Raw genomic sequence first — 22,028 nt, forward strand, 5'->3', positions numbered from 1 at the left:
GTACCCCCGACGGCCGAGGACCGGACGGTCATCGGCCGTCGACCATCCCCGACTCCGCCGCCAGCCGATCGACCCGGCGGATGTACGCGGCCGAGTCGAACTTGCGTCGGGTGCTCTCGTAGCTCATGGAGCGGATCTTGCCGAAGATCGGCCGGTCGGGCCAGGGACGATCGTGCCTGCCGCCGATCGCCCAGCAGATGCTGGCGTAGCCGTTCGGGTCGCGGCCGTCCATCTCGTAGCGGTCGTTCAGGTCGACGGTGACGGCGAAGGCCGTCTCCGCGTCCGGGGTCCATTCGAGGATCTTCTTGGCCCAGTACATCCTCGTGTAGTTGTGCATGCGTCCGGTGAGGACCATCTCCAGCTGTGAGGCGTTCCAGAGTGGGTCGTGCGTCCCCCCGGCCTCGAGTTGCTCGGCGGAGTAGAGGCGGGGGCGAGGGTCGTCGGCATGGTCGGCGAGCGTCCGCAGGCCCCAGTCGGGGCAGCCGGCCAACCGGTCGTACTCCGGGTTCCGCGCGACGAAGTTGCAGGCGAGGCCGCCCCGGACGATCAGCTCTTCCAGGAAGTCGTCGACGTTCTCCCTGCCGGCATCGCTCCCCATCGCTTCCAGGGCGCAGGTCAGCGGGCTGATGTGGCCGAAGTGCAAGTGGGCCGACAACTCGCTCGAGGCATAGATCGACGCCTCGTTGCGAAGTTCGGCATAGCGCGGCAACCGCTCGGAGACGAAGCGGCCGAGCCTCCGCCTCGCCTCGGCCGGGCCACCCTCGTAGCCGGGGACCTCCCCGACGCCGCCGACCCCGAGCTTCTTCAGCAGGGCGTCCGGGTCGGTATGCTCCCCCTGGGGGATCTTCCGACCCCGCCAAGAGGTCTCGGCCATCGGGGGAGGGCCGGGGGGCTTTAGGTAGTCGCCCCAGACCTTGTGGATCTTCGCCCGGATCGTCCGGGCGGCGTACTCCTGCTTCGGGAACAGGGACATGGGCACGACGACGTCGCCGTCAACGCAGCGGAACGGGATGTCGACCCGCTCGGCGACGTTCGATCGCCACCGCTGGCCCACCCGGATCGGGTTCTCGTCGCCGACGAGGATCGTCGGGGCCGCTTCCCCGCAGAGTCCGGGGATGACCTCATCGGGGGGGCCGAGCCGGAGCACGAACCTGACCCCACGCCGCGCCAGTCCCGCCTCGACTTCCGGCATCGCGTCGAGCAGGAACCGGTAGTGCCGCCGCTGGGCCCCCGGGTAGTTCGCCGTCAATCCGAAGGCGGCCAGTACCGGCAACCCCTGGGCATTGCCCAGGGCGATCGCCAGGTCGAGCGCAGGGTTGTCCTCGGCCCTCTGCGATCGCTGCATCCAGTAGATGACACATCTCCCCTCCGGAGACGGCCCGCCCTCGCGGAGGATTCGGACCCGGGGATCCGGCCTCAGCAATCCCTCGATCCCCGAGACTGATTCGCCCACCGTTTCCCGCCTCCCGGCACCGGAAGAGTGTCCCCGATTCCCGAGGTTCGATTGTAGTTCGCCGGCCAGGCGGTCGGACCCCGGTTGGGACGGACGTCGGGAGTCGGGCCGACCGGTCCCATCGCCCGACACCGAGGCCCGAGGTGCCCTGCTTATCGACCCGGGCCGATCACCTGGCCTCCGCGTTCGCGTGGTCGGGATGCCTTCATTGATTTTTCGCATCATCTTCATGAATCGGTCCCGGGAGGTGATTACACTATCACCAATGCGATCGGATCGCACCTTTGCGTATCGTCCACCAGCCCGAGCGGTCCGGCGACGTGGCCGACCACCCGTGGCGACTCACCCCGGTACCTTGCCTCCCCCCGCCGCGCAGACCGGCGGCGGGGCGCCGGGATACGAGAGACCGACCGGATCGATCCCCCTCATCCGATTGTGAACTCCGCCTCCTGCACCCCGAGGTTACGCCCCATGCGACCCCACCCGCCGGCCGGAGACGCTCGAGGCTTCACGCTGATCGAGCTGCTCGTCGTCATCGCCATCATCGGCGTGCTGATCGCCCTGCTGCTGCCCGCCGTGCAGTCGGCCCGGGAGTCCGCCCGACGGGCCCAGTGCACCAACAACCTCAAGCAGATCGGCCTGGCCCTGGCGAACTACGAGAGTTCGCTCGGCGGCTTCCCCCCCGGCCGGCTCCATCCGGACCGGACCGACTCGGCCGGCGGCCCGGTGACCTCGCAGTACTCCAGTTACGCGTCGACGCCCGGCAATTGGACCGGCAACGTCTCGGTCCACCGCCACATCCTCAATTTCATGGAGCAGGCCAACGCGTATAACGCGATGAACTTCTCCGTCCCCAACTCGAACCGGCTGACGGTCAACGGCGTGGTGAGCAACCCGAACTACACGGCCTACAACGTCGCCTTCAACACCTTCATCTGCCCGTCGGACGCCAACACCGGGCGGGTGGTCGGGGAGAATAACTACCGGTACAACTTCGGCGGCTCCTTCACCCATGGCGGGGCTTCGGACTGGAGCAACAACGCCGATCGGGGCGCCCTGGGGAATGGGGCCTTCACCTACGGCCCGTCGATCGCGTCCTCGGGGTTCAAGGACGGCCTGAGCAACACGGTCACCTTCTCCGAGCGGATCAAGGGAAGCGGCCTGGACCTCCGCTCCGCCCCGCCGACCAAAGCCGACATGATCACGTCTCCCCGCCGACAGACCGGGCCGATCTCCCTGGAAGAGCGCGACCTCCAGTTCCAGGCCTGCGCCAGCTATCTACCGGTGCCCGACACCAACGGGTTCCACTTCAATTCGATGGGCCGCTTCCTCGACGGCAGCGATTACGTCAACGGCTGGCCGACCTCGGCCTACTGCGGCTCGATCTACAACCACGTCGCCCCGCCGAACTGGAAGGGCCAGGATTGCGGCATGGCGAGCGCCATCGCCGACGTCCCCGGCGAGCACGCCATCGTCTCCGCCCGGAGCGACCACCCCGGGGGCGTCAATGTCCTACTCGGCGACGGCTCCGTCCGCTTCGTCAAGGACTCGGTGAACCTGGAGGCCTGGCGGGCCCTGGGTACCCGTAACGGCGGCGAGGTCATCAGCGCCGACCAGTTCTGACCCGCAACCTCCCGCGATGATCGCCGCCCATCGACGTCGCCCGTCGCAATCGATCCGCCGGGCGTCGTCCCATCCCTCCCGACCCCCGCTCCGCAGGACCGCGCCGATGCCTGAACGCGTCCCGACTCGATCGATCCTGCTGCTGTTCAGTCTGACCGGACTGCTCGGAGCCGGATGCGGCGGTCCCCGGGAGGTGGAGATCGCCCCCGAGGCCAACCCGACCTTCGGCGAGCACGGGGGCCCCCTCTCCGCCCTCCCCGGTGGCGGTTTTTTCGAGGTCACAACCGAGGCGGCCGGAGGGCAAGCCCGGTTGGTCGCCTACTTCTACTCCAGCGAGGCGATGGACGGCCCCCTCTCACCCCTCCCCTCCGACGTCCGGATCGACCTCGCGATGCCCGGCGGCGAGTCGACCAGCGTCACGTTGGCCGCCTCGGCTGGGGGAGGCGGGCGGGACCGGCCTGGCGTACGCTTCGCCTCCGAGCCGGGTGACTACGCCTTCGATCCCCTCGTCGGGACGCTGAACGCGACGATCGGCGGCCAGCCCGCGTCCGTCCCGTTCTCCGGCGCGCAGTCCTGATCCGGGCCGACCCTCACCCCGAAGGCCGGCCGATCCAAGCTCCATCATTCGCGGAGCCGGTGGGCGACCCGAGCCTCAGCCGACGACCCCGGGTCGCCTCGACCGATTGGCCGAGACGGTCTCCGGGTCGTTATACGGCCGCAAGGGCGGATCCCCGCGGAGCACCCTCGACACGTCCTCGGCCACCCAGGTCGCCATGTTCCTGAGGCTCTCGACCGTCTGGGCGGCGCTATGCGGGGTGAGCATCACGTCGGGGCGGCCGATCAGCGGGTGGTCCGCCGGGGGCGGCTCCTCGGCGAAGACGTCGGCCCCGTAACCCCAAAGCTTGCCGGCGTCGAGCGCCTCGGCCACCGCCCGCTCGTCGACGACAGGGCCACGGCAGGTGTTGATCAGGATGGCGTCGGGCCTCATCAGGGAGAGGGCCCGTCGGTCGATCATGCCCCGGGTGCCCTCGTCGAGCGGCACGTGCATCGTCACGTAGTCGGCCTCGAGCAACGCCGTCTCGAAGTCGACGCGGAGCGCCCCGGCGGCGTTCTCGACATCCTCGGGGGCCGGCACGATGTCGTTGTAGAGCACCCGCATCGAGAAGGCCGCATGGGCGATCCGGCCCACGACCCGACCGACGTTGCCGAAGCCGACGATGCCGATGGTCTTCTCGAAGATGTCGCGGCCCATGTGCTTGGTCCGATCCATGAACCGGCCCTCCCGCAGCGACGCCATTTGCAGGGGGAAGTGCTTGGAGAGACCGATCATGAAGGCGAAGACGTGCTCGGCCACCGCCTCCTTGTTCGCCCCCGGGGTCGAGACGACGAGGATCCCCCGCTCGGTCGCCGCGGGCACGTCGACGTGATCGACCCCCACGCCGTGCCTGCCGACCACCCGCAATCGCGGCCCGGCGGCGTCGAGCAACTCGGCGTCGATCGTCCCGTAGGTGCGCGTCACGATCGCGTCGGCCCCGGCGACCCCCTCCAGGAGCACCGCCCGGTCCAGCGAGGGGGTCATCACCACCTCGCCGGCCTCGTGGAGGAGGCGCATGCCATCCTCGTGCATGGTGGTCATCATGAAGATGCGCGGGCGGTCGGCCATGGCGTCGGATCGCTCGGAGGGTTAACAGGGTGCCGATCAGGTCGAAGTCACTACAATAGCACTGTCCGGGGCGTCCGACCATGAATCAGGACCGTCGGCGTCGGCCGGATCATGAGCAGGGCGCCCCGCCATCCCTCATCTCGATCAGTTGAGAAATGATGCTCGGTTGGATCGCGACGCGCGACGGGCTAAGATGTGGCGGATTGGTGAAGGTTGAGAATCGAGGATCGCTCCATGCGCCAGATTGGCACGCTTCCCGAGGAGCAGGCGCTCCGATTCGCCGACTACCTGCTGACCAGGGGGATCACCTCCCGAGTCGAGGAGGCAGCTGAGGGCTGCGCCATCTGGATCCATCGTGAGGAGCAGCTCGACCAGGCCCGAGACGAACTTCGGGCGTTCGAGACCGATCCCGACTCGACCCAATACGTCGACGCCCGGAAGGAGGCCGAGGCCGTCCGACGTCGCCAGCGGGAGATCGAACGAGAGCACGCCCGGAAGACGGTCAACCTCCGGGGCCGGCTCGCCCGGGGAGGGCTCCACGCCGGGCCCCTGACGCGAGGGCTGGTGATCACCTGCGTCGCCCTCTTCGTGGTCCAGTGGCTCGTCTTCCGTGACAACCTGCTCTCCCCCCTGGCGAATGCCCTCTATTTCACCGAGTGGGGCGTCACCCCCGATCGCCAGCTGGCCAACCGAGGGCTCGCCCCCCTCTTCGAGGGGCAAATCTGGCGGCTCGTCACCCCGACCCTCCTGCATGGCGGTCCGCTACATTTGTTCTTCAATATGTATATGTTAACGGTCCTCGGCGGGGTCGTCGAGAGCCGTCGAGGCACGGCGGAATTCGCGATCCTCGTGCTCACCTCCGCAGTGCTCTCGGACCTGACCCAGTTCTTCTTACCAGACATGTTCACCATCCCGACCGCCCGGTTCGGAGACGCCCCGTTCGTGGGGATGTCCGGCGTCCTCTATGGCCTCTTCGGATACGCCTGGATGCGGGGGAGGTATGACCCGGCCTCGGGCCTGATCCTCCATCCCCAGACGGTGGTCTGGCTCCTCGCCTGGCTGGTCATCTGTGCGTTCAACCTGCTCGGGCCGATCGCCAACACGGCTCACGTCGCTGGCCTGCTCGCGGGGATCGGCTTCGCCTTCGCCTCGATGTGGCGGGACGGGGTCTTTCGGTGAGAGTCCCGGCGAGTAACCGTCGCCTTGCCCTGGCGGTCGTACTGCTCGGCGTGGCGAGCCGGGCGGCGGTCATGGTTCCGCTGCTGTGGGGCCCGCCGGGCGACCCCGACAACTACCTGGTGCTGGCCCGGTCCCTGGCCGAGGGGCGCGGACTTCGAGGCTTCGACGGGCCGACCGCGTATCGGCCCCCGCTCTATCCGATCGCACTGGCTCCCGGCGTTGCGCTGCTCGGCGATACTCCCACCGCCTGGGTCGCCCTGCTTCACCTCTCGCTCGGCGGGGCGACCGTCGCCCTGACCGGCCTGGCGGCCCGTCGCTGGGGGCTCCCCGCCCGTTCTGGCTTGCTGGCGATGGTCGTCGTCGCGTTCGACCCGGTCCTCGTCGCCCAGAGCCGGGGGGTGATGACGGAGACGATGGCGGCGGCGCTCGTGGCGGGCCTCCTCGCCGCCTCCACTCCGGCGCCGACGGTCGCCTCTGCGTCCATCCTCGGCGTGGTCGGCGGACTGGCCTCGCTCTGTCGGCCGAGCCTCCTTCCGGCCGCGATCCTGATCGCTTTGGTGATGGCGGTCGGCTCACCTGGGGGGCGGCGGGCCCGGGTCGCTCGGTCCTCGGCGATGCTCGCGGCCCTGGTCGCCTCGATGGCCCCCTGGGCGATCCGCAACACGGTCGCTCTCGGGGAGCCGATCTGGACGACCACTCATGGCGGCTACACCCTGCTGCTGGCGAATAATCCAGCATACTATGATGACGTGCTCGATGGCCCGATGGACGTCTGGTCCGGGGCCAATCAGCGGAGGTGGTTCGAGGAGGTCGGCCGGAGGGGGGCGGGCCTCCCCGAGCCGGAGGCCGACCGCATGTTCCGACGCGAGGCGATCCGGGTAATCGCCGATCGCCCCGGGGACTTCGCCCGGGCGACCCTCGCCAGGCTGGGCCGGTTCTGGGCGATCGCCCCGTCCGCCGCGGTCTATCCCGGATCGCTGAGGATCGCCTCGGCGGCCTGGACCGCCCCGCTCTGGGCCCTGCTAGTCGTCGGCCTGATGCGGGGTGGGACCTGGCGATGGCCCCGGTCGTCGGCAACGGCGGTCGTGATCGCCCTGACGGTAATCCATTGCGTCTACTGGACCGACCTGAGGATGAGGGCCCCGATCGTCCCGGCGATCGCCCTGGTGGCGGCCGGTGCGTTCCGACCGGGTCACACGCCTCGACCGGCCCCGTAACCCCCAGGGCGTCCGCGCCCGATCGCCGGCCGCGGGGCATGAAGGCCGGGATCGGGCGGTCGCGGCGAGAGGCCGGGTCGCACGGGGCCGGTCGAACGGCGGGTCTCCGGCCATCCAGAAGATGTTGCGACGGCCCACCCGCTTGGTAGACTCGATCGCATCGGCCCTCGTGCCCTTGACCTCGTGCCGGCCCCCCTCGGTTCGCCGGCGCCCCGCCGATCCATGCCCAATCAGGATGTTGCGCGATGTCCGATTTCGACGCCGAGATGCTGCTCGAGCGGGCGACCCTGCTCGGCCTGATCTCCCGGGATCAGGCGAATGAGGCCCGGACCGACGCGAGGGACGGAACGGTCGACTCGATCCGCAGCTCGCTGACCCGGAAGCAATTCCTGACGAGCTGGCAGGTGGGCAAGTTGCTCAAGGGGGAGGCGGCCGGCTTCTTCTTCGGCGGCCATGAGGTCCTCTTCCACCTGGCCGAGGGGACCTTCGCCCGCGTCTACCGGGGCCGGAAGCAGGGGTCCGGAGAGCCGGTCGCGATCAAGGTCCTCCGCCAGCGCTTCACCCAGGACACCGAGTCGGTCGAGCGGTTCAACCACGAGGCCGAAGCCGGCATGAAGCTGGTCCACCAGAACATCGTCCGCATCTACGACTACGGCGCCCAGGACAACCGCCATTACATGATCATGGAGTTCGTCGAGGGCTCCAACCTCCGCGACTTCCTCCGGTTCCGGCACCGCCTGGAGCCCGCCGAGGCGATGCCGCTGATGCTCGGCCTCGCCCGGGGCCTCCAGCATTCGTTGGGCCGTGGCGTCACCCACCGCGACATCAAGCCGACCAACATCCTGATCAGCTCCAGCGGCCAGGCCAAGCTCGTCGACTTCGGCCTCGCCACCATCGAGGGCGACGAGCGCAAGCTGGCCCAGGCGCACGGCCAGCGCACCATCGATTACTCGGCCCTGGAGCGTACCTGCGGCAGCCAGAAGGGGGACCCGCGTTCCGACATCTACTTCCTCGGCTGCGTCTTCTACCAGATGCTGACCGGCCGCCTCCCCCTGCCGGAGGTCGAGGCCGACGACATGCTCGCCAAGATGCTCAAGCGCAGTTTCGGCGCCATCAAGCCGATCAGCGAGATGGACCACGCCCCCGCCGAGGCGCTCAGCCGGATCATCGAGAAGATGATGAAGATGGAGCTGGTCAAGCGGTACCAGAACATGGACGACGTGGTCCGGGACCTAGAGTCCTACTACCTCGAGATGACTGGCCAGGCGCCTCCGAAAGTCGAGTCCGAGGAGGAGCAGGAGTTCGACATCGAGCGCCTCTACATGACTCAACGCCATGAGGAATCCGCGGCCAAGGCCGCGGAGGGGTCGTCGGTCGCCGTCGGCGAAGCCCAGCTCAAGGTCGAGCAGAACGACGAGGGGGATTTCGAGCTGGGGGCCGCCGACCGCGGCCGCGAGGGGGACGTCGGCTTCGAGATCCCGGCCTTCCAGCGAAAGCGCGTCCTCTGCGTCGAGGCCCAGGACCTGATCCGGGACGCCTTCCGCAAGACGCTTTCCCGCATGGGTTATCGAGTCCTCATCGTCGGGGACGCGGGGCTCGCCGCCGAGCGATTCCGGGAAGACCCGGTCGATGCCGTCGTCTTCGACATCGATGGCCTCGGCCCGAACGCCCTAGAAGCCTTCATCGAGATGCACGACAAGGCCCACGATGACGGCCAGGAGCTGCACGCACTCGTCCTGCTCGGGCCCCGCCAGGGCAACCTCGCTTCGAAGCTCCCCAAGGACGACCGACTCGTCGTGCGGGTCAAGCCGATCAAGATGAAGGATGTCCAGGACGCCCTCAACCAGCTCGCCCCCCTCCAGGCCGGCTGACCAGGTCACGACGGTCCCCCCACGCGGAGAGGGGAGCGGGCCCGAGGGCCCGATCCTCAAGCCTCGGGGCCCTCGTCTCGACAGGGGAGGGCCCCTGTTGTGCCCGCTTCATCGGGAGTCCAGACTCCTGCCCGACCCACCGGCCACCGTCCTCGATGGGGGGCGGCTCTGCGAAACGTGGCCGACCGACCCGACTCGCTCAGGAGAGGATCTCGCGGATCGGGGAGCCGTGGTCGATGTCGAGGCGCTTGTAGCCGGGGATCTCCAGCTGCCGGGAGTCGAGCCCGAGCTGGTGGAGGACCGTGGCATGAATGTCGGTGACGTAGTGGCGGTGATCGACGGCGTGGAAGCCGAGCTCGTCGGTAGCGCCGTGGACGACGCCGCCCTTGACGCCGCCGCCGGCCATCCAGGCGGAGAAGCCGAAGGGATGGTGGTCGCGGCCGTCGCCGTTCTGAGAGCCGGGGGTCCGCCCGAACTCGGTGGCCCAGACGACGAGGGTGTCGTCGAGGAGGCCGCGGCGCTTGAGGTCCCGGATCAGGCCGGCGATCGGACGATCGACCTGGTGGCAGAGGCGTCCATGGCCCGCCCGGAGGCCGGAATGGGCGTCCCAGTCCCCGGCACCGCCGTTGGAACCGTGGAAGATCTGGACGAACCGGACGCCCCGCTCGACGAGGCGTCGGGCGGTGAGGCACTGCTGGCCGAACGTCCGGGTCTCCTCGTCGTCGAGCCCGTAGAGCTCCCGGGTGTCCGGGGACTCGGCGGCGAAGTCGACGACCTCGGGGACCGACATCTGCATCCGGAACGCGAGCTCGTAGGATTTGATCCGGGCGCGGAGCTGGGCGTCGTCGGGATACCGGACGGCGGACAGGCGATTGAGCCGGTCGATCAGCTCGAAGGACCCCTGCTGTTCCTCCCGGTAGACGTCGGTGCCGGGTGCGGCGAAGGGCAGGGGGTTCTTGGGGTCGACCTCGAGCTGGACGCCGTCGTGCTCCGGGCCGAGATAGCTGGCGCCGTGGCCGTTCATGCCGCCGCAGCAGTCGGCGATGGGCGTGCCGAGGACGACGAACTGGGGGAGTTCCTCGTTGAGCGACCCGAGCCCGTAATGGATCCACGACCCGATCGTGGGGAAGGGACCTTCGAGCGAGTGGCGGCCGGTGTGGAACTGGAGCTGGGCGCCGTGGTTGTCGTTGGTCGTCCAGAGGGAGCGGATTACCGCGAGGTCGTCGACGCATCCGCCGACGTGGGGCCACCAGTCGCTGACCTCGATGCCGCTCTCGCCCCTCGGCCTGTACCCGACCTGGAGCGGGTAGAGCTCGTGCCTGATGTGGCCGTTGGCGTCGTTGGGGACGGCGATCCGGACGTTCTTCGTGTAGGGGGAATCGAGCACGTCCCCGTGCGGTGATTCCTCGATCGTCTTCCCGGCGTGGCGGTTCAGGGCGGGCTTGGGGTCGAAGCTCTCCAGGTGGCTGGTGCCCCCGATCATGAAGAGCCAGATCACGCGCTTCGCCCTGGGGGCGAAGTGGGGGAGGCCGTCGGGGGGGGCCCAGGCCCCGGTGTCTGCGGCCCGGGAGACGCCGTCCCGGAAGAGCATCGCCCCGAGGGCGAGCCCGGTGAAGCCCATTCCCAGGTCGGCCAGGAAGGCTCGTCGGGGGATGCGAGGCGTCGGGCGGTTCATCGTCGAGGCTCCCGGGCGGGGCGAGGCGGGTCAGCGGATGGTCAGGAACTCGGAATGGTTCAGCAGCACGTGGATCAGGTTCTCCCGGGCCCGCTGTCGGGGATCGGGGGAGGGGGCGACGACGGCCTCGGGGCCGCTCTCAAACGGGGTGAGTCCGGAGGGGCCCGCCAATTGGGCCCGCTGCGCCCCCAGGAAATCCAGGCACGTGTCGCGTTCCTCGGCCTCGACGGCCCTGCCGAGGATCTGCTCGAAGGCGACGGCGAGGAACGCGTCGTCGTCCTCGGCCCCCGATTCCCCCGTGAGCCGCCCCGCCAGGATCCGGGCCTGGGCGAGGGTCAAGGGGCTATTGGAGAGGGCCAGCGCCTGCTGCGGGGCGACGCTCACGTCCCGGCGGTAGCAGGAGTTGACGTTGGCCGAGTCGAAGAGCCGGAGGAAGGTCGACCGCTTCTCCTTCGCGTGGCGGAAGTAGAGGCTCCGACGAGGGCTGGTGAGTGCGGAGACGGGGTCGAGGTCCGGGCCGCCGAGGGCGGGGTCGAGCGACCCCGCGACCCGGAGGACGTTGTCTCGGACCAGTTCAGACTCCATCCGCCTCGTGTTCATCCGCCAGAGCGACCGGTTCTCCGGGTCGATCGCCGCGTTCGGGTGATCGACCGCGGCCGAGGACTGCATCCGATAGGCGCGTGACGTGACGATCAGCCGGTGCAGGTGCTTCAGGCTCCAGCCGGACTCCATCAGCTCGACGGCGAGCCAGTCGAGCAGGTCCGGATGGGTGGGGGCCTTGCCGTTGATCCCGAAATCGAAGACGGATTCGACGAGGGGCGAGCCGAAATGCCGCATCCAGACGTGGTTGACCGCGACCCTGGCGGTCAGCGGATTGTCCCGGTCGGTGATCCATCGGGCAAGGGCGAGCCGTCTCCCCGTGCTGGTGGGGGGGCGGATCGGGGTCAGTGGGGCATAGTCCGAAGGGAGAGGGCCGTTGAGGGTATCCCCGGCCGCGTCGACCGCGGCCCGGGCGTCGGCCAGCGTCTTCTCGGCGGCCTCGATGCCCTTCAGCGGCGTCGAGTCGTCCCGGTCGATCGCGGCCCGGGCGTCGGCGAGCGCCTTCTCGGCGAGGACTCGGTCTCGCTCGGCCCCGGCGAGCGAGGCGAGTCGTTCGGCGAGCCCGGCGCGGATGGTCAGGCGATCGACGAGGCGAGCGTCGGGTCGGTCGGCGTACCGGGCCTCGTCGGCGTCCAGCCGGGCGTCGACGGCGTCCAGCTCGGCGAGGGCGGCCCGGACGCGGTGCTCGGCGAGGCGGAGCGGGGACCAGTCCTCACCCCCGGCGTCCGCTCCCTCCAGGGCCCGTGCCTGATCCAGGCCGTCCTGGGCCTCGTCCACGGCCCGCTCGGCGGCGGCGCGGGTCTCGCAGCGGATGAACCCGAGGAGGCCGGGATATGACGCCTCCTTCGGGAGGGCGACCGGCTCGATGCCCGACCACGGGCCGAACATGCCGGGGATGGATGGCGGGAGGGGGCTGTCCTCCACCGGTTGCTGCTCGTCCCCCCGAACGAAGAGGAAGGTCGGTCGGTCGGCGTGGGCGTCGAACACCCGGACGAGCCCCGCCTCCGAGGTGTCGGGCCGGCCGGGGAGCCGGTCGACCGCGACGTCGTGAGGCTCGAAGATCGCCCGGAAGCGGTAGTAGTCATCCTGAGGGATGGGGTCATATTTATGGTCGTGGCATCGGGCGCAGTTGATCGTCAGGCCGAGGAACGCCTTGCCGGTGTGCTCGACGGTGTTATCGAGCCAGATATTTCGGTTGAACTTGTACCAGTTCCGGGCCAGGAACCCGGTGGCGCGGAGCGTCTCGGGGTCCTCGGGCGCGACCTCGTCGCCGGCCAGCATCTCGAGCACCATACGGTCATAGCCGACGTCGGCATTGAGCGATTCGACGATCCAGTCCCGCCATCTCCAGATGTGGGGCTGGCTCTCGCGGACCTCATCGCCGTAGCCGTCCCAGTCGCTGTAGCGCCAGACGTCCATCCAGTGTCGCCCCCAGCGCTCGCCGAAGTGGGGGCTGTCCAGGTGACGATCGACCGCACGCTCGTAGGCGTCGGGATCCTCGTCCGAGTTGAACGCGTGCAACTCTTCCCGAGTCGGGACCAGGCCGGTGAGGTCGAGTGCGACGCGGCGGAGGAGCGTCGCGCGGTCGGCCGACGGCACCGGGGTGACCCCGAGGGACTCGTGCTCCCTTGAAAGGAAGGCGTCGATCGGATTCTCGCCCCGATTCGGGTCGACGGCGGCGGGGACATCGGGACGGACGAGGGAGCGGTAGGCCCAGTGGTCCATCGGGTCTTGCTGGGGCGCCTCGTCCTCGGGGGAGGGGGCGCCGTCGGCGATCCAGGAGCGGATGTGCCCGACCTGCTCGTCGGAGAGCGGCTCGCCCTCCGGCGGCATCCGCAGCCCTGCCTCGCCGGAGAGGACCGCGAGGAGGTAACTCCCCTCGACGTCGCCCGGCTCGACGACCGGGCCGGCGTTGCTCCCCTTGATCATCAGGGCCGCGGTGTCGAGCCGCAGCTCCGCCTCCTGCTTCAGGGCCCCGTGGCAGGAGAAGCAACGCTCGGCCAGAACCGGCTTGACGTCCCGGAGGTAGTCGACCTCCTCGGCCCGGGGGGCGGGCGCCGCCAGCCCGACCAGGATCACGGTGGCCGAGGAAATAATGGACATGAGAGCGATCTCCCGTCGCGCTGGTGCCCGACCCTCAGGTGGGTCGATCGGCCCGGCCGATGACGAGGCGTACAAACCTTTGTTTTACAGGCGATCGTCCGGGCCCACAATGCGGATCCGGGACCGGGAACCGCCCCATCCGGGTGGGCGAGGGTTCGGCATGGCCCCTCGACGGTTACAATCGGAGCGATCGGGCGACAACCCAGACTCGGCGAATGTGGGGGCGGATGACCATGATGGAGCGTACCCTGGGACGCAGCGGCCTGAGGGTCTCCCCCCTCGGCCTCGGCTGCATGGGGATGAGCGAATTCTACGACCCGGGCGCGAGGGACGACGCCGAGTCGATCCGGGTCATCCACCGCTATCTCGATTCCGGCGGGAACTTCCTCGACACCGCGGACATGTATGGCGTCGGCCGGAACGAGGAACTCGTCGGTCGCGCCATCCGGGACCGACGCGACCAGGTCGTCCTGGCGACGAAATTCGGCAACGTCCGGAGTCCGGACGGGGCCTTTCTCGGCGTCCGGGGCGACGCGGAGTATGTCCGGGCGTGCTGCGACGCCAGCCTCAAGCGGCTCGGGGTGGACGTGATCGACCTGTACTACCAGCACCGGGTCGACCCCAGGACGCCGATCGAGGAGACGGTCGGCGCGATGGCCGAGCTGGTCCACGCGGGGAAGGTCCGCTTCCTGGGCCTGTCCGAGGCGGCCCCCGCGACGATCAGGAGGGCGGCGGCGATCCACCCGATCGCCGCCCTCCAGACCGAGTACTCGCTCTGGAGTCGGGAGGCCGAGGAGTCCGTCTTGCCGACGGTCCGGGGGCTGGGCATCGGCTTCGTGGCCTACAGCCCGCTCGGCCGTGGATTCCTGACCGGCCAGTACAGGTCGATCGAGGACCTGCCGGCCGACGACTACCGGCGTCACGCTCCGAGGTTCCAGGGGGAGAACTTCCGGAAGAACCTGGACCTCGTGTCGGAGATCGGGCGGATTGCCGCCGGGAAGGGATGCTCTGCGGGACAGCTCGCGCTGGCCTGGGTACTGGCCCAGGGGGAGGACATCGTGCCGATCCCCGGCACGAAGCGGGCGAAGTATCTCGACGAGAATCTCGGGGCGGCCGGCGTACAACTGACCGCCGACGAGCGGAAGGAGATCGACTCCGTCCTGCCGATGGGGGCGGCCTCTGGGGACCGCTACCACGCCCAGGCGATGCAGGCGATCGATCGGTGAGGGGAGGGCGACCGACCGGGCGGCCTCGGCATCGGTGACCGGCCGTCCGCCCCTGGCCTCCTCCCCGCCTGATCGGCAGGGCGGCTCGCCGACGGCCGAGAACAAGACGACCCACCGAGACTTCATAAGGGGGGATCGATCCCAATCAATCTTCCCCCTTGACGTCGCACGAGTGTCGCCGAATACTGTATGAGTTCAATAGAACACCAGGACAGAGGTGCGAGGTCATGCTCCTACTCGGCCTGAGCCCGGGGGACGATCGGGCGATCTACGCCCAGATCGCCGACCGGGTGCGCTTCGCGGTGGCGGCCGGGGCGCCGAAGCCGGGGGAACTGGTGCCCTCGGTGCGAGAGCTGGCGAGGCAGCTCGTGGTGAACCCGAACACGGTGGCCCGGGCGTACCGGGAGCTGCAGGCCGAGGGGGTGCTGGAGGCGGTCCGGGGCACGGGGCTGGCGGTGACGGCCCTGGCGCCCGACCGGTGTCGGTCGAGCCGACGGGACCACGTCCGGTCGAGGCTCCGCGCGGCGATCGCCGAGGCGAGGGCCAGCGGGCTCGACCCTTCGGAGATCGAGCTGATCCTGAGGGAGGAGTGGGACGCAACCAACGGCGAGCCGACCGGGTCGGCGGCGAGTCGGGAGGGCCGGCGATGACTGGGGACGACGTGGCGATCCGGATCGAGGGGCTCGTCAAGCGGTTCCGGGGGGTGACGGCGGTCGATGGCCTGTCGCTCGACGTGCCGAGCGGGTCGATCTTCGGCCTGCTCGGGGAGAACGGCGCGGGCAAGACGACGACGCTGCAGGTGCTGCTCGGCCTGCTCGCCGCCGACGCCGGGCGCGTCGACGTGCTCGGGCTCGACCCGGGGGGGGACGGCCTGGAGGTGCGCCGGAGGGTCGGCTACGTGCCCGAGGTGCCGGCCCTCTACGACTGGATGACCCCGGCAGAGACCGGCTGGTTCGCCGCCGGGTTCCATGGGCGGTCTCCGGGCGGTCCCGCCGGCTTCGAGGCCCGCTACTCCGGCCTGATCCGGGGGTTCGGGCTCCCGCCCGACCGCAGGATCAGGGCGCTCTCGAAGGGCATGCGGGCCAAGGTCAGCCTGGCCCTCGCCCTGGCCGGCGACCCGAGGTTGCTGATCCTGGACGAGCCGACGTCGGGGCTCGACGTGATGGTCCGCCGGGAGTTCCTGGAGAGCATGGTGGACCTCGCCGGCTCGGGACGGACCGTCCTGCTGTCGAGCCACCAGCTCGCCGAGGTGGAGCGGGTGGCCAGCCACGTCGCCCTGGTCCACCGGGGCCGGCTGCTGCTGGCCGAGCCGCTCGACCGGCTCCGGGACCGCACCTTCTTGCTGGCACTGACCTTCTCGGGGGGGACCCACCCCGATTCGCCCCCGGGCCATCTGCCGATCGAGCTGATCGACGCGGCCGATGCCCCCCGTCAGGCCCACTGGCTGGTCCACGCCCGGGACTCCGCCGCCTGCGAGACGGTACGGGCGCTGCCGGGGGTCGAGTCGCTCCAGGTCGAGAGGCCGACGCTCGAGGAAATCTACATCGGTTACATGAAGGGCCGCCGGCCCGATCGGCAGGGGCAGCCGCCGGAGGCGAACGTCGCGTGAGCCGGGGTCGACCGGCGGGCGGACCCCGGCGGGTCGATCCAAGGCCCGCGGCCAGCGGACGGGAGTCGGGCCGCTCGGTCACGGGTCGACGCGGCGGGGATCGGGATCCAGGGCGACTCGGATTCATCACGTTCTCGGAGGGCGCCGGCCATGTTCGCTCGCCTGTGGTGGAAGGACGCGAGGCAGTTCGGGGCCGCCTGGGTGCTGATCGCGCTGGCGGTGGGGGCGGGCTACCTGCTCGTCGCCTGGCTGGTCGCCGAGCAGATCGTACGCGATCGGATCGACTACGGGATCGCCTTCCTGGGGACCTGCCTCTACGCGATGGCGATCTCGACGGCCGCGCTGGCCGGTGAGCGTGAGAACGGGACGCTCCGGACCCTGGACGCGATGCCGGGCCCACGGGGCCGGGTCTGGGACGCCAAGGCGTCGTTCTGCGTGGCGACGGCCATCCTGCTCGCGGTCCTGCTGCTCGGGCTCGCGGCGGTGCGGAGCGGGCCGGGGGGGATCGAGCGGGCCGGGGGGGCCTGGCCGGCGACCCTGACGGCGGCCCTGTCGCTGATCGGCGTGGGATGCTTTGTGCTGGAGGCGGTGGGGTGGGGCCTGCTCTGGTCGGCCCTGATGGGCCACGTTCTCCTTGCGGCCGTGCTGGCGGTGGGCAGCCTGGTCGTGGTCGGGCTGGCGGTCGGCACCTCGGGCGAAGTCCGCCCCGAGGGATTGGCCGGTGACGCGCCGATTCGGCTGATGATCGCCCTGGTCACGTCGGCCGTCTCGCGGGGGATCTTCCTCGCCTCCGGGCCGCCGCACCGATCGTGGTGGCCGGGGAGGGGCCGGGCGGCCCGGCGGGGCCGATCGGCCCCGGCCGACGCCCTCGCCGGGGCCGAGCCGCCGGTCCCCGGCCGATCCGGGATGCTCCGGATGGCGGCGAGCCTGGCCTGGCAGGCGGCCGTACGTCGTCGTCGGCTGCTCGGCCCTGGACTCATGCCCCGGATGGCGGCGAGCCTGGCCTGGCAGGCGGCCCGGGAAGTCCGCGAGGCCTGGCCGGCGCTCGCGCTGGTCGGGCTGGGCATCCCGCTGCTCATGCGAGGCCTCGCGGTGGGCCTCCGGGTCCGGCTCACCGACGAGGCCGGCCTGGCGATGCTCCTGAACGCGCTGGTCGCGCTGGTCGCCGGCGTGCTGGTTTTCCATCCGGAGCAGAAGGGGAGATCGTTCCGGTTCCTGGTGCACCATGGGGTCCATCCGACGATCGTCTGGCCGATCAAGCTGGTGGCCTGGATGCCGGGTTTGGCGCTGCTGTGGTCGCCCTACGTGGTGCTCTTCGCGGTCGGGGTCCTCGACCCGAGTGTCTTCGGTCCCGGCTCGTCGAGGCAGGTCTACCCGATCGTCCTGACCGGATGCTTCGCGTCGGGTTTGCTCTGCGGGATGGCGATCCGGCGCGGGATCACGGCGGCGGTGGTCGCAGTGCTGGTGGTGCTCCTCACGGGCCTGCCGATCGTCATCCTGGCGGCGATCGGCCTGATGCCGGTGTGGTGGGCCTGGGAGGTCCCCGTGGCGGTCCTCCTGGTGTCGTGGGCCTGGGCCGGACCCTGGATGCACGACCGGCCCGGCCCGGGTCGATGGCTCCGCCTGGCGGGCCTGCTCGGGCTGGCATCGGTGATTCTCGTCCCCTCCTACATCGGCTCCCGGGCCTGGGGCGTCCCCGACGCCGGCCCGCTGCCCGCCGGGCTCCGGGCCCAGCTGACGTCGTCGGGGGCGGGGGACGGCGAGGACGCGGCCCCGCTCTACCGGCAGGCCGCCCTCGGGCTGGTCGCCCCGGGGGTCGCGATGGGCTCGCCCCTGGCCGGGCCTGACGGCCTCGGCTCGGGGATGATCGCCATGATGGGCGACACATTGCCCGGGCAGGGTGAGGATGTGGACGAGGATCCGAGGCAGGCAATCGACCGGGTCGTCCGCGACGGCTGGGACCCCGAGGCGGAGGCGCCCGGGGCCTGGTTGAGGGCGAACGAGGACGTCCTGGACCTGATCCGGCGGGCGAGCACGCGTCCCGCCTGCCGGTTCCGCGACCTCGACCGATTGACCCTGTTCAATCTAGATCCGCCCTCCTCGATGGAGGCCCCCCCGAGGTTGCCGTTGGCCCGGCTCGTCGCCGTGTCCGCCCGGGAGCGGCAGCACCGTGGCGACCTCGAAGGGGCGTGGGAGGACGTGATGACGCTCCTCCGCATCGCCCGGCAGAGGGTCGAGCCGATGGACTCGTCCCGGGCGATCGCGGCGATGGACATCGAGCGGACGGGATTGGGACTCGCGATGGATTGGGCGGGAGACGAGGGCCAGACGCCCGACCGGCTCCGATCGGCCCTGGAGTCTTTCCAGGGCCTCGCGGAGCCGCCGGCCCTGGAGCTAGTGATCGCCACCGAGCAGGTGCTCGCCGAGCAGACGCTCGCCCTCCCCCGGGAGGAACTGCGGGACGAATTGGCTTGGCTCCGCGTGCCGAAACGCCCCAGCGCGGCCACGTCGGGGATGGCCTCGGCCGTCACCACTCCCTGGGAGCTGGAGCGGGCCCGCCGGGCGACCCGGACCCTCTACGCGGAGCGGCGTACCGAGGCGGAGGAGGTGCCGGTGTGGTACGGCGCCGGCCCGCAGACGCTCGGCCGACTGGATCTCCGGCGCGAGCTGTCGATCCTGGAGACGACCCCGATCGTCAACGGGCTGTTTGCCCCGATCGAGACCCTGCAGACGGCCGAAACCCGCAACGAGATATCCCGGAGGGCCCTGGTCCAGGTCCTTGCGCTAAGGTCGTGGCAGCTCGGCCACGAGGGGACGCTGCCCGATCGGCTGGAACGGCTCGTCCCCCTGGAACTCGACCGCCTGCCGGATGACCCGTACCACCCGGGGTTCCCGTTCGGCTACGTCCTCGTGGACGCTAACGCCCTCCCCCCGGGGACGACCCTTCCCGGGTCGGAGTGGGCCGGGCCGGGCGGCCTCCGGATCCGCCGGGGGGATGGGATCCTCTACAGCATCGGCCCGGACCGGGTCGACGACCTGGGCCTTGTGGCATCGAATCCCGATCGGATGAACCTGCCCGGCGACCTGGTGTTTCTCGTTCCCGGCCGAGGAGGGCCGGCGCCGTCGGGTTCCCAGGCCGGCCAGGTCGAGCCGCCCGCGCCCGGATCGGGCGACGATCAACCCCTGGACGACGCGGCCCCCCGATGACCTCGAGGGGCGGCCCGGGGACCGGCACGTCGGGCGGGCATTTACCGGGCGTCGTGGGTCGCCGGGCCCAGCAAGCGGACGCCCTGCAACCTCGTCGAGGGTGAGGAAGCGCCGTCCTCGGCGATTACCCGGGCGTCGAGCGAATCGGATCGAGGCGCCCCCGGAATTCCCGTCCGGGCCGGGCCACATGCCGCGATTGCCAATCCGGCCGTGGCAGGGGGGCGACCCCGGGTCGTTCGGAGGCCGGGACGTCGCCGAGGGCAGCCCGCCGGCAGGTGAAACCGGGGGCCCGACGCCCCTCGGTGCGGCCGGGAATCGTTGCGCCGTGGTTTTTTATGTCGCCTCGGCGGCACGGCGCCCGAATTTCGTTGACCGGCCTCCACTTCGTCGCGACTCTATGTTGAGCACGTCTGGCCGGGATGAGGCCAAGGGGCCGAATGCCCCTCCAATGTGGGAGTGACCGATGCCCCCCGAAAGTCAGCAGCACAAACTGGACCGGGTCCGCAAACCCCGGGTCCACCTGACGTACGACGTCGAGGTCGGTGGCGCGATCCAGGTCAAGGAGCTGCCCTTCGTGGTCGGCGTGCTGGCCGACCTCTCGGGCAAGCCGGAGGAGCCGCTGCCGAAGCTCAAGGACCGTTCGCTCGTCGAGGTCGACCGTGACAATTTTAATCAGGTTCTGGCCAAAATACGGCCAAGGTTGGCCTATCAGGTCGACAACCTGCTGCAGAACGACGGCACCAAGATGAACGTCGCGCTGCAATTCGCCCACATGGACGACTTCGAGCCTGAACAGGTCGTCCGCCAGGTCGAGCCCCTGCGGAAACTGCTCGAGGCCCGCAACCGGCTCGACGCCTTGCTGAGCAAGATGGACGGCAACGACAAGCTCGAGGAGCTGCTCCAGGACGTGATCGGCAACACGGAGCAGCTCAAGAAGCTCGGGGAGGAAACCGGCCGGGGCGCCTCGGGCGGCGAGGACGCCTCAACGGACGAGCCAGGGGCGGAGGGCTGATCCATGTCGACGGCCGAACAATCGCAGAACCGGGGTGCCGCGTCGACCGAGGCCCAGGCGGCCGAGGGCGGCCTGCTGGATCGGATCATCTCCGAAGGGCGGCTCGCCCGGGACGAGGAGCAGCGCGTCCTGGCACGCGATCTCATCGGCGAGTTCGTGGACCAGGTCATGGGCGGCACCATGACCGTGTCCAAGGACACGCAGGCGATGATCAACGCCCGAATCGCGCAGATCGATCAGCTGCTCTCCCGGCAACTCAACGCGGTCATGCACCATGAGGAGTTCCAGAAACTCGAGGGCTCCTGGCGCGGCCTGCACTACTTCGTCCACCAGAGCGAGACGGGCAAGGATCTGAAGATCCGGGTGCTCAACGTCTCCAAGAAGGACCTGCTCAAGGACATGGAGCGGGCGCCCGAGTTCGACCAGAGCGCCCTGTTCAAGAAGGTCTACGAGGAGGAATACGGCACCTTCGGCGGCGAGCCGGTCGGCGCCCTGATCGGCGACTACGAGTTCGGCCGGGGGCCCCAGGACGTCGCCCTGCTGGAGAAGATCGCCGGGGTGGCCGCCGCGGCGCACGCGCCGTTCATCACGGCGGCCAATGCCGAGATGTTTAACATCGACCGTTACACGCAGCTCGGCGAGCCCCGGGACCTGGCCAAGATCTTCAACTCCCCCGACTACGCGAAGTGGCGATCGTTCCGGGACTCGGAGGACTCCCGATACGTCGGCCTCTGCCTGCCCCACGTGCTGATGCGGATGCCCTACGGCCCGGAGACGACCCCCGTCGAGGCGTTCAACTTCGTCGAGGACGTGGACGGCACCGACCACTCGAAGTACCTCTGGGGCAACGCCGCCTACGCGATGGCCACGCGGCTGACCGATTCGTTCGCCAAGTTCCACTGGTGCGCCACCATCCGGGGGGTCGAGGGGGGCGGCCTGGTCAGCGGGCTGCCGACGCACACCTTCAAGACCGACCAGGGGGACGTGGCGCTCAAGTGCCCGACCGAGATCGCCATCACCGACCGCCGCGAGAAGGAACTCTCCGACCTGGGCTTCATGCCGCTGGTCCACTGCAAGAACACCGACTACGCCGCGTTCTTCGGCGCCCAGTCGTGCCAGAAGGCCAAGCTCTACGACACCGACGCGGCCAACGCCAACGCCCGGCTGTCGACCCAGTTGCAGTACATCCTGGCCGTCTCCCGGATCGCCCACTACCTGAAGTCGATCATGCGGGACAAGGTCGGCTCGTTCATGAGCCGGGACGAGTGCGAGACGTTCCTGAACCGCTGGATCAAGCAGTACGTGACCAGCGACAGCACGGCCAACCAGGAGACCAAGGCCAAGCGGCCGCTCAACGCGGCCCGGATCGACGTGATGGACGACCCGGCGCGTCCGGGCTGCTATCGCGCCGTGGCCTTCCTCAAGCCTCACTTCCAGCTCGACGAGCTGACGGTGTCGCTCCGGCTGGTCGCCGAGCTGCCGCCCCCGGCGAAGTGACCCTGCCTCCGGCCCTCCCCGGGCGAGGGCCGGAGGCCGCAAGCTTTTCGACGACCCCCGTGTCAGCCCGATGCCGGATTCTGCGATGTAATA

The 22,028-nt window shown here is 69.9% G+C and carries 15 protein-coding genes; 11 read left to right on the plus strand and 4 right to left on the minus strand.

Translation table 11 applies throughout. The annotated features are described in order from the left end of the window. Window positions 1-28: 28 nt before the first annotated feature. Window positions 29-1,345 (minus strand): deoxyribodipyrimidine photo-lyase, encoded by a 1,317-nt coding sequence (locus ElP_RS02905; RefSeq protein WP_231749443.1) that lies wholly within the window; start codon window positions 1,343-1,345, stop codon window positions 29-31. Window positions 1,346-1,924: 579 nt separating this feature from the next. Here ElP_RS02905 and ElP_RS02910 point away from each other — a divergent pair. Together ElP_RS02910 and ElP_RS02915 are read left to right on the plus strand one after the other, a co-directional pair. After that, complete coding sequence (locus ElP_RS02910) at window positions 1,925-3,076, plus strand: DUF1559 family PulG-like putative transporter (protein WP_145267074.1); 1,152 nt, start codon at window positions 1,925-1,927, stop codon at window positions 3,074-3,076. Window positions 3,077-3,182: 106 nt separating this feature from the next. Continuing rightward, window positions 3,183-3,653, plus strand: coding sequence for a hypothetical protein (locus tag ElP_RS02915; protein ID WP_145267076.1), 471 nt, complete (start codon window positions 3,183-3,185; stop codon window positions 3,651-3,653). A gap of 75 nt (window positions 3,654-3,728) precedes the next feature. Here the strand turns inward: ElP_RS02915 and ElP_RS02920 are convergent, their stop codons facing one another. Beyond that, entirely contained in the window at window positions 3,729-4,739 is a 1,011-nt protein-coding gene (locus tag ElP_RS02920; protein WP_145267078.1) for a hydroxyacid dehydrogenase, read from the minus strand. Between the two features lie 234 nt (window positions 4,740-4,973). On the opposite strand from ElP_RS02920, the gene ElP_RS02925 reads away from it, so the two are divergent. The 3 genes from ElP_RS02925 (at window position 4,974) to ElP_RS02935 (ending at window position 9,006) form a co-directional block, all read left to right on the plus strand. Then, complete coding sequence (locus tag ElP_RS02925; RefSeq protein ID WP_145267080.1) at window positions 4,974-5,918, plus strand: rhomboid family intramembrane serine protease; 945 nt, start codon at window positions 4,974-4,976, stop codon at window positions 5,916-5,918. A 71-nt stretch (window positions 5,919-5,989) separates the two neighbouring features. After that, on the plus strand, window positions 5,990-7,135 hold the full coding sequence (locus ElP_RS02930; protein ID WP_145267082.1) for a phospholipid carrier-dependent glycosyltransferase: 1,146 nt from the start codon (window positions 5,990-5,992) through the stop codon (window positions 7,133-7,135). A gap of 245 nt (window positions 7,136-7,380) precedes the next feature. Next, window positions 7,381-9,006: a serine/threonine protein kinase gene (locus ElP_RS02935; RefSeq protein WP_145267084.1), complete on the plus strand. Its 1,626-nt coding sequence runs from the start codon at window positions 7,381-7,383 to the stop codon at window positions 9,004-9,006. 199 nt (window positions 9,007-9,205) lie between these two features. Here ElP_RS02935 and ElP_RS02940 read toward each other — a convergent pair whose 3' ends face one another. Beyond that, window positions 9,206-10,681 carry a DUF1501 domain-containing protein gene (locus ElP_RS02940; RefSeq protein WP_145267086.1) on the minus strand — a complete coding sequence of 492 codons (1,476 nt, stop codon included), beginning with the start codon at window positions 10,679-10,681 and terminating at the stop codon, window positions 9,206-9,208. A gap of 30 nt (window positions 10,682-10,711) precedes the next feature. Beyond that, window positions 10,712-13,384: a PSD1 and planctomycete cytochrome C domain-containing protein gene (locus ElP_RS02945; protein WP_145267088.1), complete on the minus strand. Its 2,673-nt coding sequence runs from the start codon at window positions 13,382-13,384 to the stop codon at window positions 10,712-10,714. Window positions 13,385-13,617: 233 nt separating this feature from the next. Between ElP_RS02945 and ElP_RS02950 the strand changes: the two genes are divergently transcribed. From ElP_RS02950 to tssC, 6 genes are all read left to right on the plus strand, one after another. Beyond that, window positions 13,618-14,610, plus strand: a complete 993-nt coding sequence (locus ElP_RS02950; protein ID WP_145267090.1) for an aldo/keto reductase — start codon at window positions 13,618-13,620, stop codon at window positions 14,608-14,610. 227 nt (window positions 14,611-14,837) lie between these two features. Beyond that, window positions 14,838-15,260 (plus strand): GntR family transcriptional regulator, encoded by a 423-nt coding sequence (locus tag ElP_RS02955; protein WP_145267092.1) that lies wholly within the window; start codon window positions 14,838-14,840, stop codon window positions 15,258-15,260. Next, window positions 15,257-16,219, plus strand: coding sequence for an ABC transporter ATP-binding protein (locus tag ElP_RS02960; RefSeq protein WP_145267094.1), 963 nt, complete (start codon window positions 15,257-15,259; stop codon window positions 16,217-16,219). Before ElP_RS02955 ends, ElP_RS02960 begins: the two co-directional genes overlap by 4 nt. A gap of 150 nt (window positions 16,220-16,369) precedes the next feature. Beyond that, a complete protein-coding gene (locus ElP_RS02965) occupies window positions 16,370-19,426 on the plus strand; it encodes an ABC transporter permease subunit (protein ID WP_145267096.1) in 3,057 nt (1,018 codons plus the stop codon). Between the two features lie 463 nt (window positions 19,427-19,889). Further along, complete coding sequence (gene tssB / locus ElP_RS02970) at window positions 19,890-20,438, plus strand: type VI secretion system contractile sheath small subunit (RefSeq protein ID WP_145267098.1); 549 nt, start codon at window positions 19,890-19,892, stop codon at window positions 20,436-20,438. Between the two features lie 3 nt (window positions 20,439-20,441). Further along, entirely contained in the window at window positions 20,442-21,935 is a 1,494-nt protein-coding gene (gene tssC, locus ElP_RS02975; protein WP_145267100.1) for a type VI secretion system contractile sheath large subunit, read from the plus strand. The last annotated feature ends 93 nt before the right edge of the window (window positions 21,936-22,028 follow it).

This window comes from Tautonia plasticadhaerens, from assembly GCF_007752535.1.
Taxonomy (GTDB): Bacteria; Planctomycetota; Planctomycetia; order Isosphaerales; family Isosphaeraceae; genus Tautonia; species Tautonia plasticadhaerens.

Bases quoted from the DNA above. Each gene is read 5' to 3' on its own strand.
- ElP_RS02955 (WP_145267092.1), top strand. From the start codon at position 14,838: ATGCTCCTACTCGGCCTGAGCCCGGGGGACGATCGGGCGATCTACGCC.
- ElP_RS02965 (WP_145267096.1), top strand. From the start codon at position 16,370: ATGTTCGCTCGCCTGTGGTGGAAGGACGCGAGGCAGTTCGGGGCCGCC.
- ElP_RS02935 (WP_145267084.1), top strand. From the start codon at position 7,381: ATGTCCGATTTCGACGCCGAGATGCTGCTCGAGCGGGCGACCCTGCTC.
- ElP_RS02950 (WP_145267090.1), top strand. From the start codon at position 13,618: ATGATGGAGCGTACCCTGGGACGCAGCGGCCTGAGGGTCTCCCCCCTC.
- ElP_RS02915 (WP_145267076.1), top strand. From the start codon at position 3,183: ATGCCTGAACGCGTCCCGACTCGATCGATCCTGCTGCTGTTCAGTCTG.
- ElP_RS02945 (WP_145267088.1), bottom strand. From the start codon at position 13,384: ATGTCCATTATTTCCTCGGCCACCGTGATCCTGGTCGGGCTGGCGGCG.
- ElP_RS02930 (WP_145267082.1), top strand. From the start codon at position 5,990: ATGGTTCCGCTGCTGTGGGGCCCGCCGGGCGACCCCGACAACTACCTG.
- ElP_RS02905 (WP_231749443.1), bottom strand. From the start codon at position 1,345: ATGCAGCGATCGCAGAGGGCCGAGGACAACCCTGCGCTCGACCTGGCG.
- ElP_RS02940 (WP_145267086.1), bottom strand. From the start codon at position 10,681: ATGAACCGCCCGACGCCTCGCATCCCCCGACGAGCCTTCCTGGCCGAC.
- ElP_RS02910 (WP_145267074.1), top strand. From the start codon at position 1,925: ATGCGACCCCACCCGCCGGCCGGAGACGCTCGAGGCTTCACGCTGATC.
- ElP_RS02920 (WP_145267078.1), bottom strand. From the start codon at position 4,739: ATGGCCGACCGCCCGCGCATCTTCATGATGACCACCATGCACGAGGAT.
- tssC (WP_145267100.1), top strand. From the start codon at position 20,442: ATGTCGACGGCCGAACAATCGCAGAACCGGGGTGCCGCGTCGACCGAG.
- ElP_RS02960 (WP_145267094.1), top strand. From the start codon at position 15,257: ATGACTGGGGACGACGTGGCGATCCGGATCGAGGGGCTCGTCAAGCGG.
- tssB (WP_145267098.1), top strand. From the start codon at position 19,890: ATGCCCCCCGAAAGTCAGCAGCACAAACTGGACCGGGTCCGCAAACCC.
- ElP_RS02925 (WP_145267080.1), top strand. From the start codon at position 4,974: ATGCGCCAGATTGGCACGCTTCCCGAGGAGCAGGCGCTCCGATTCGCC.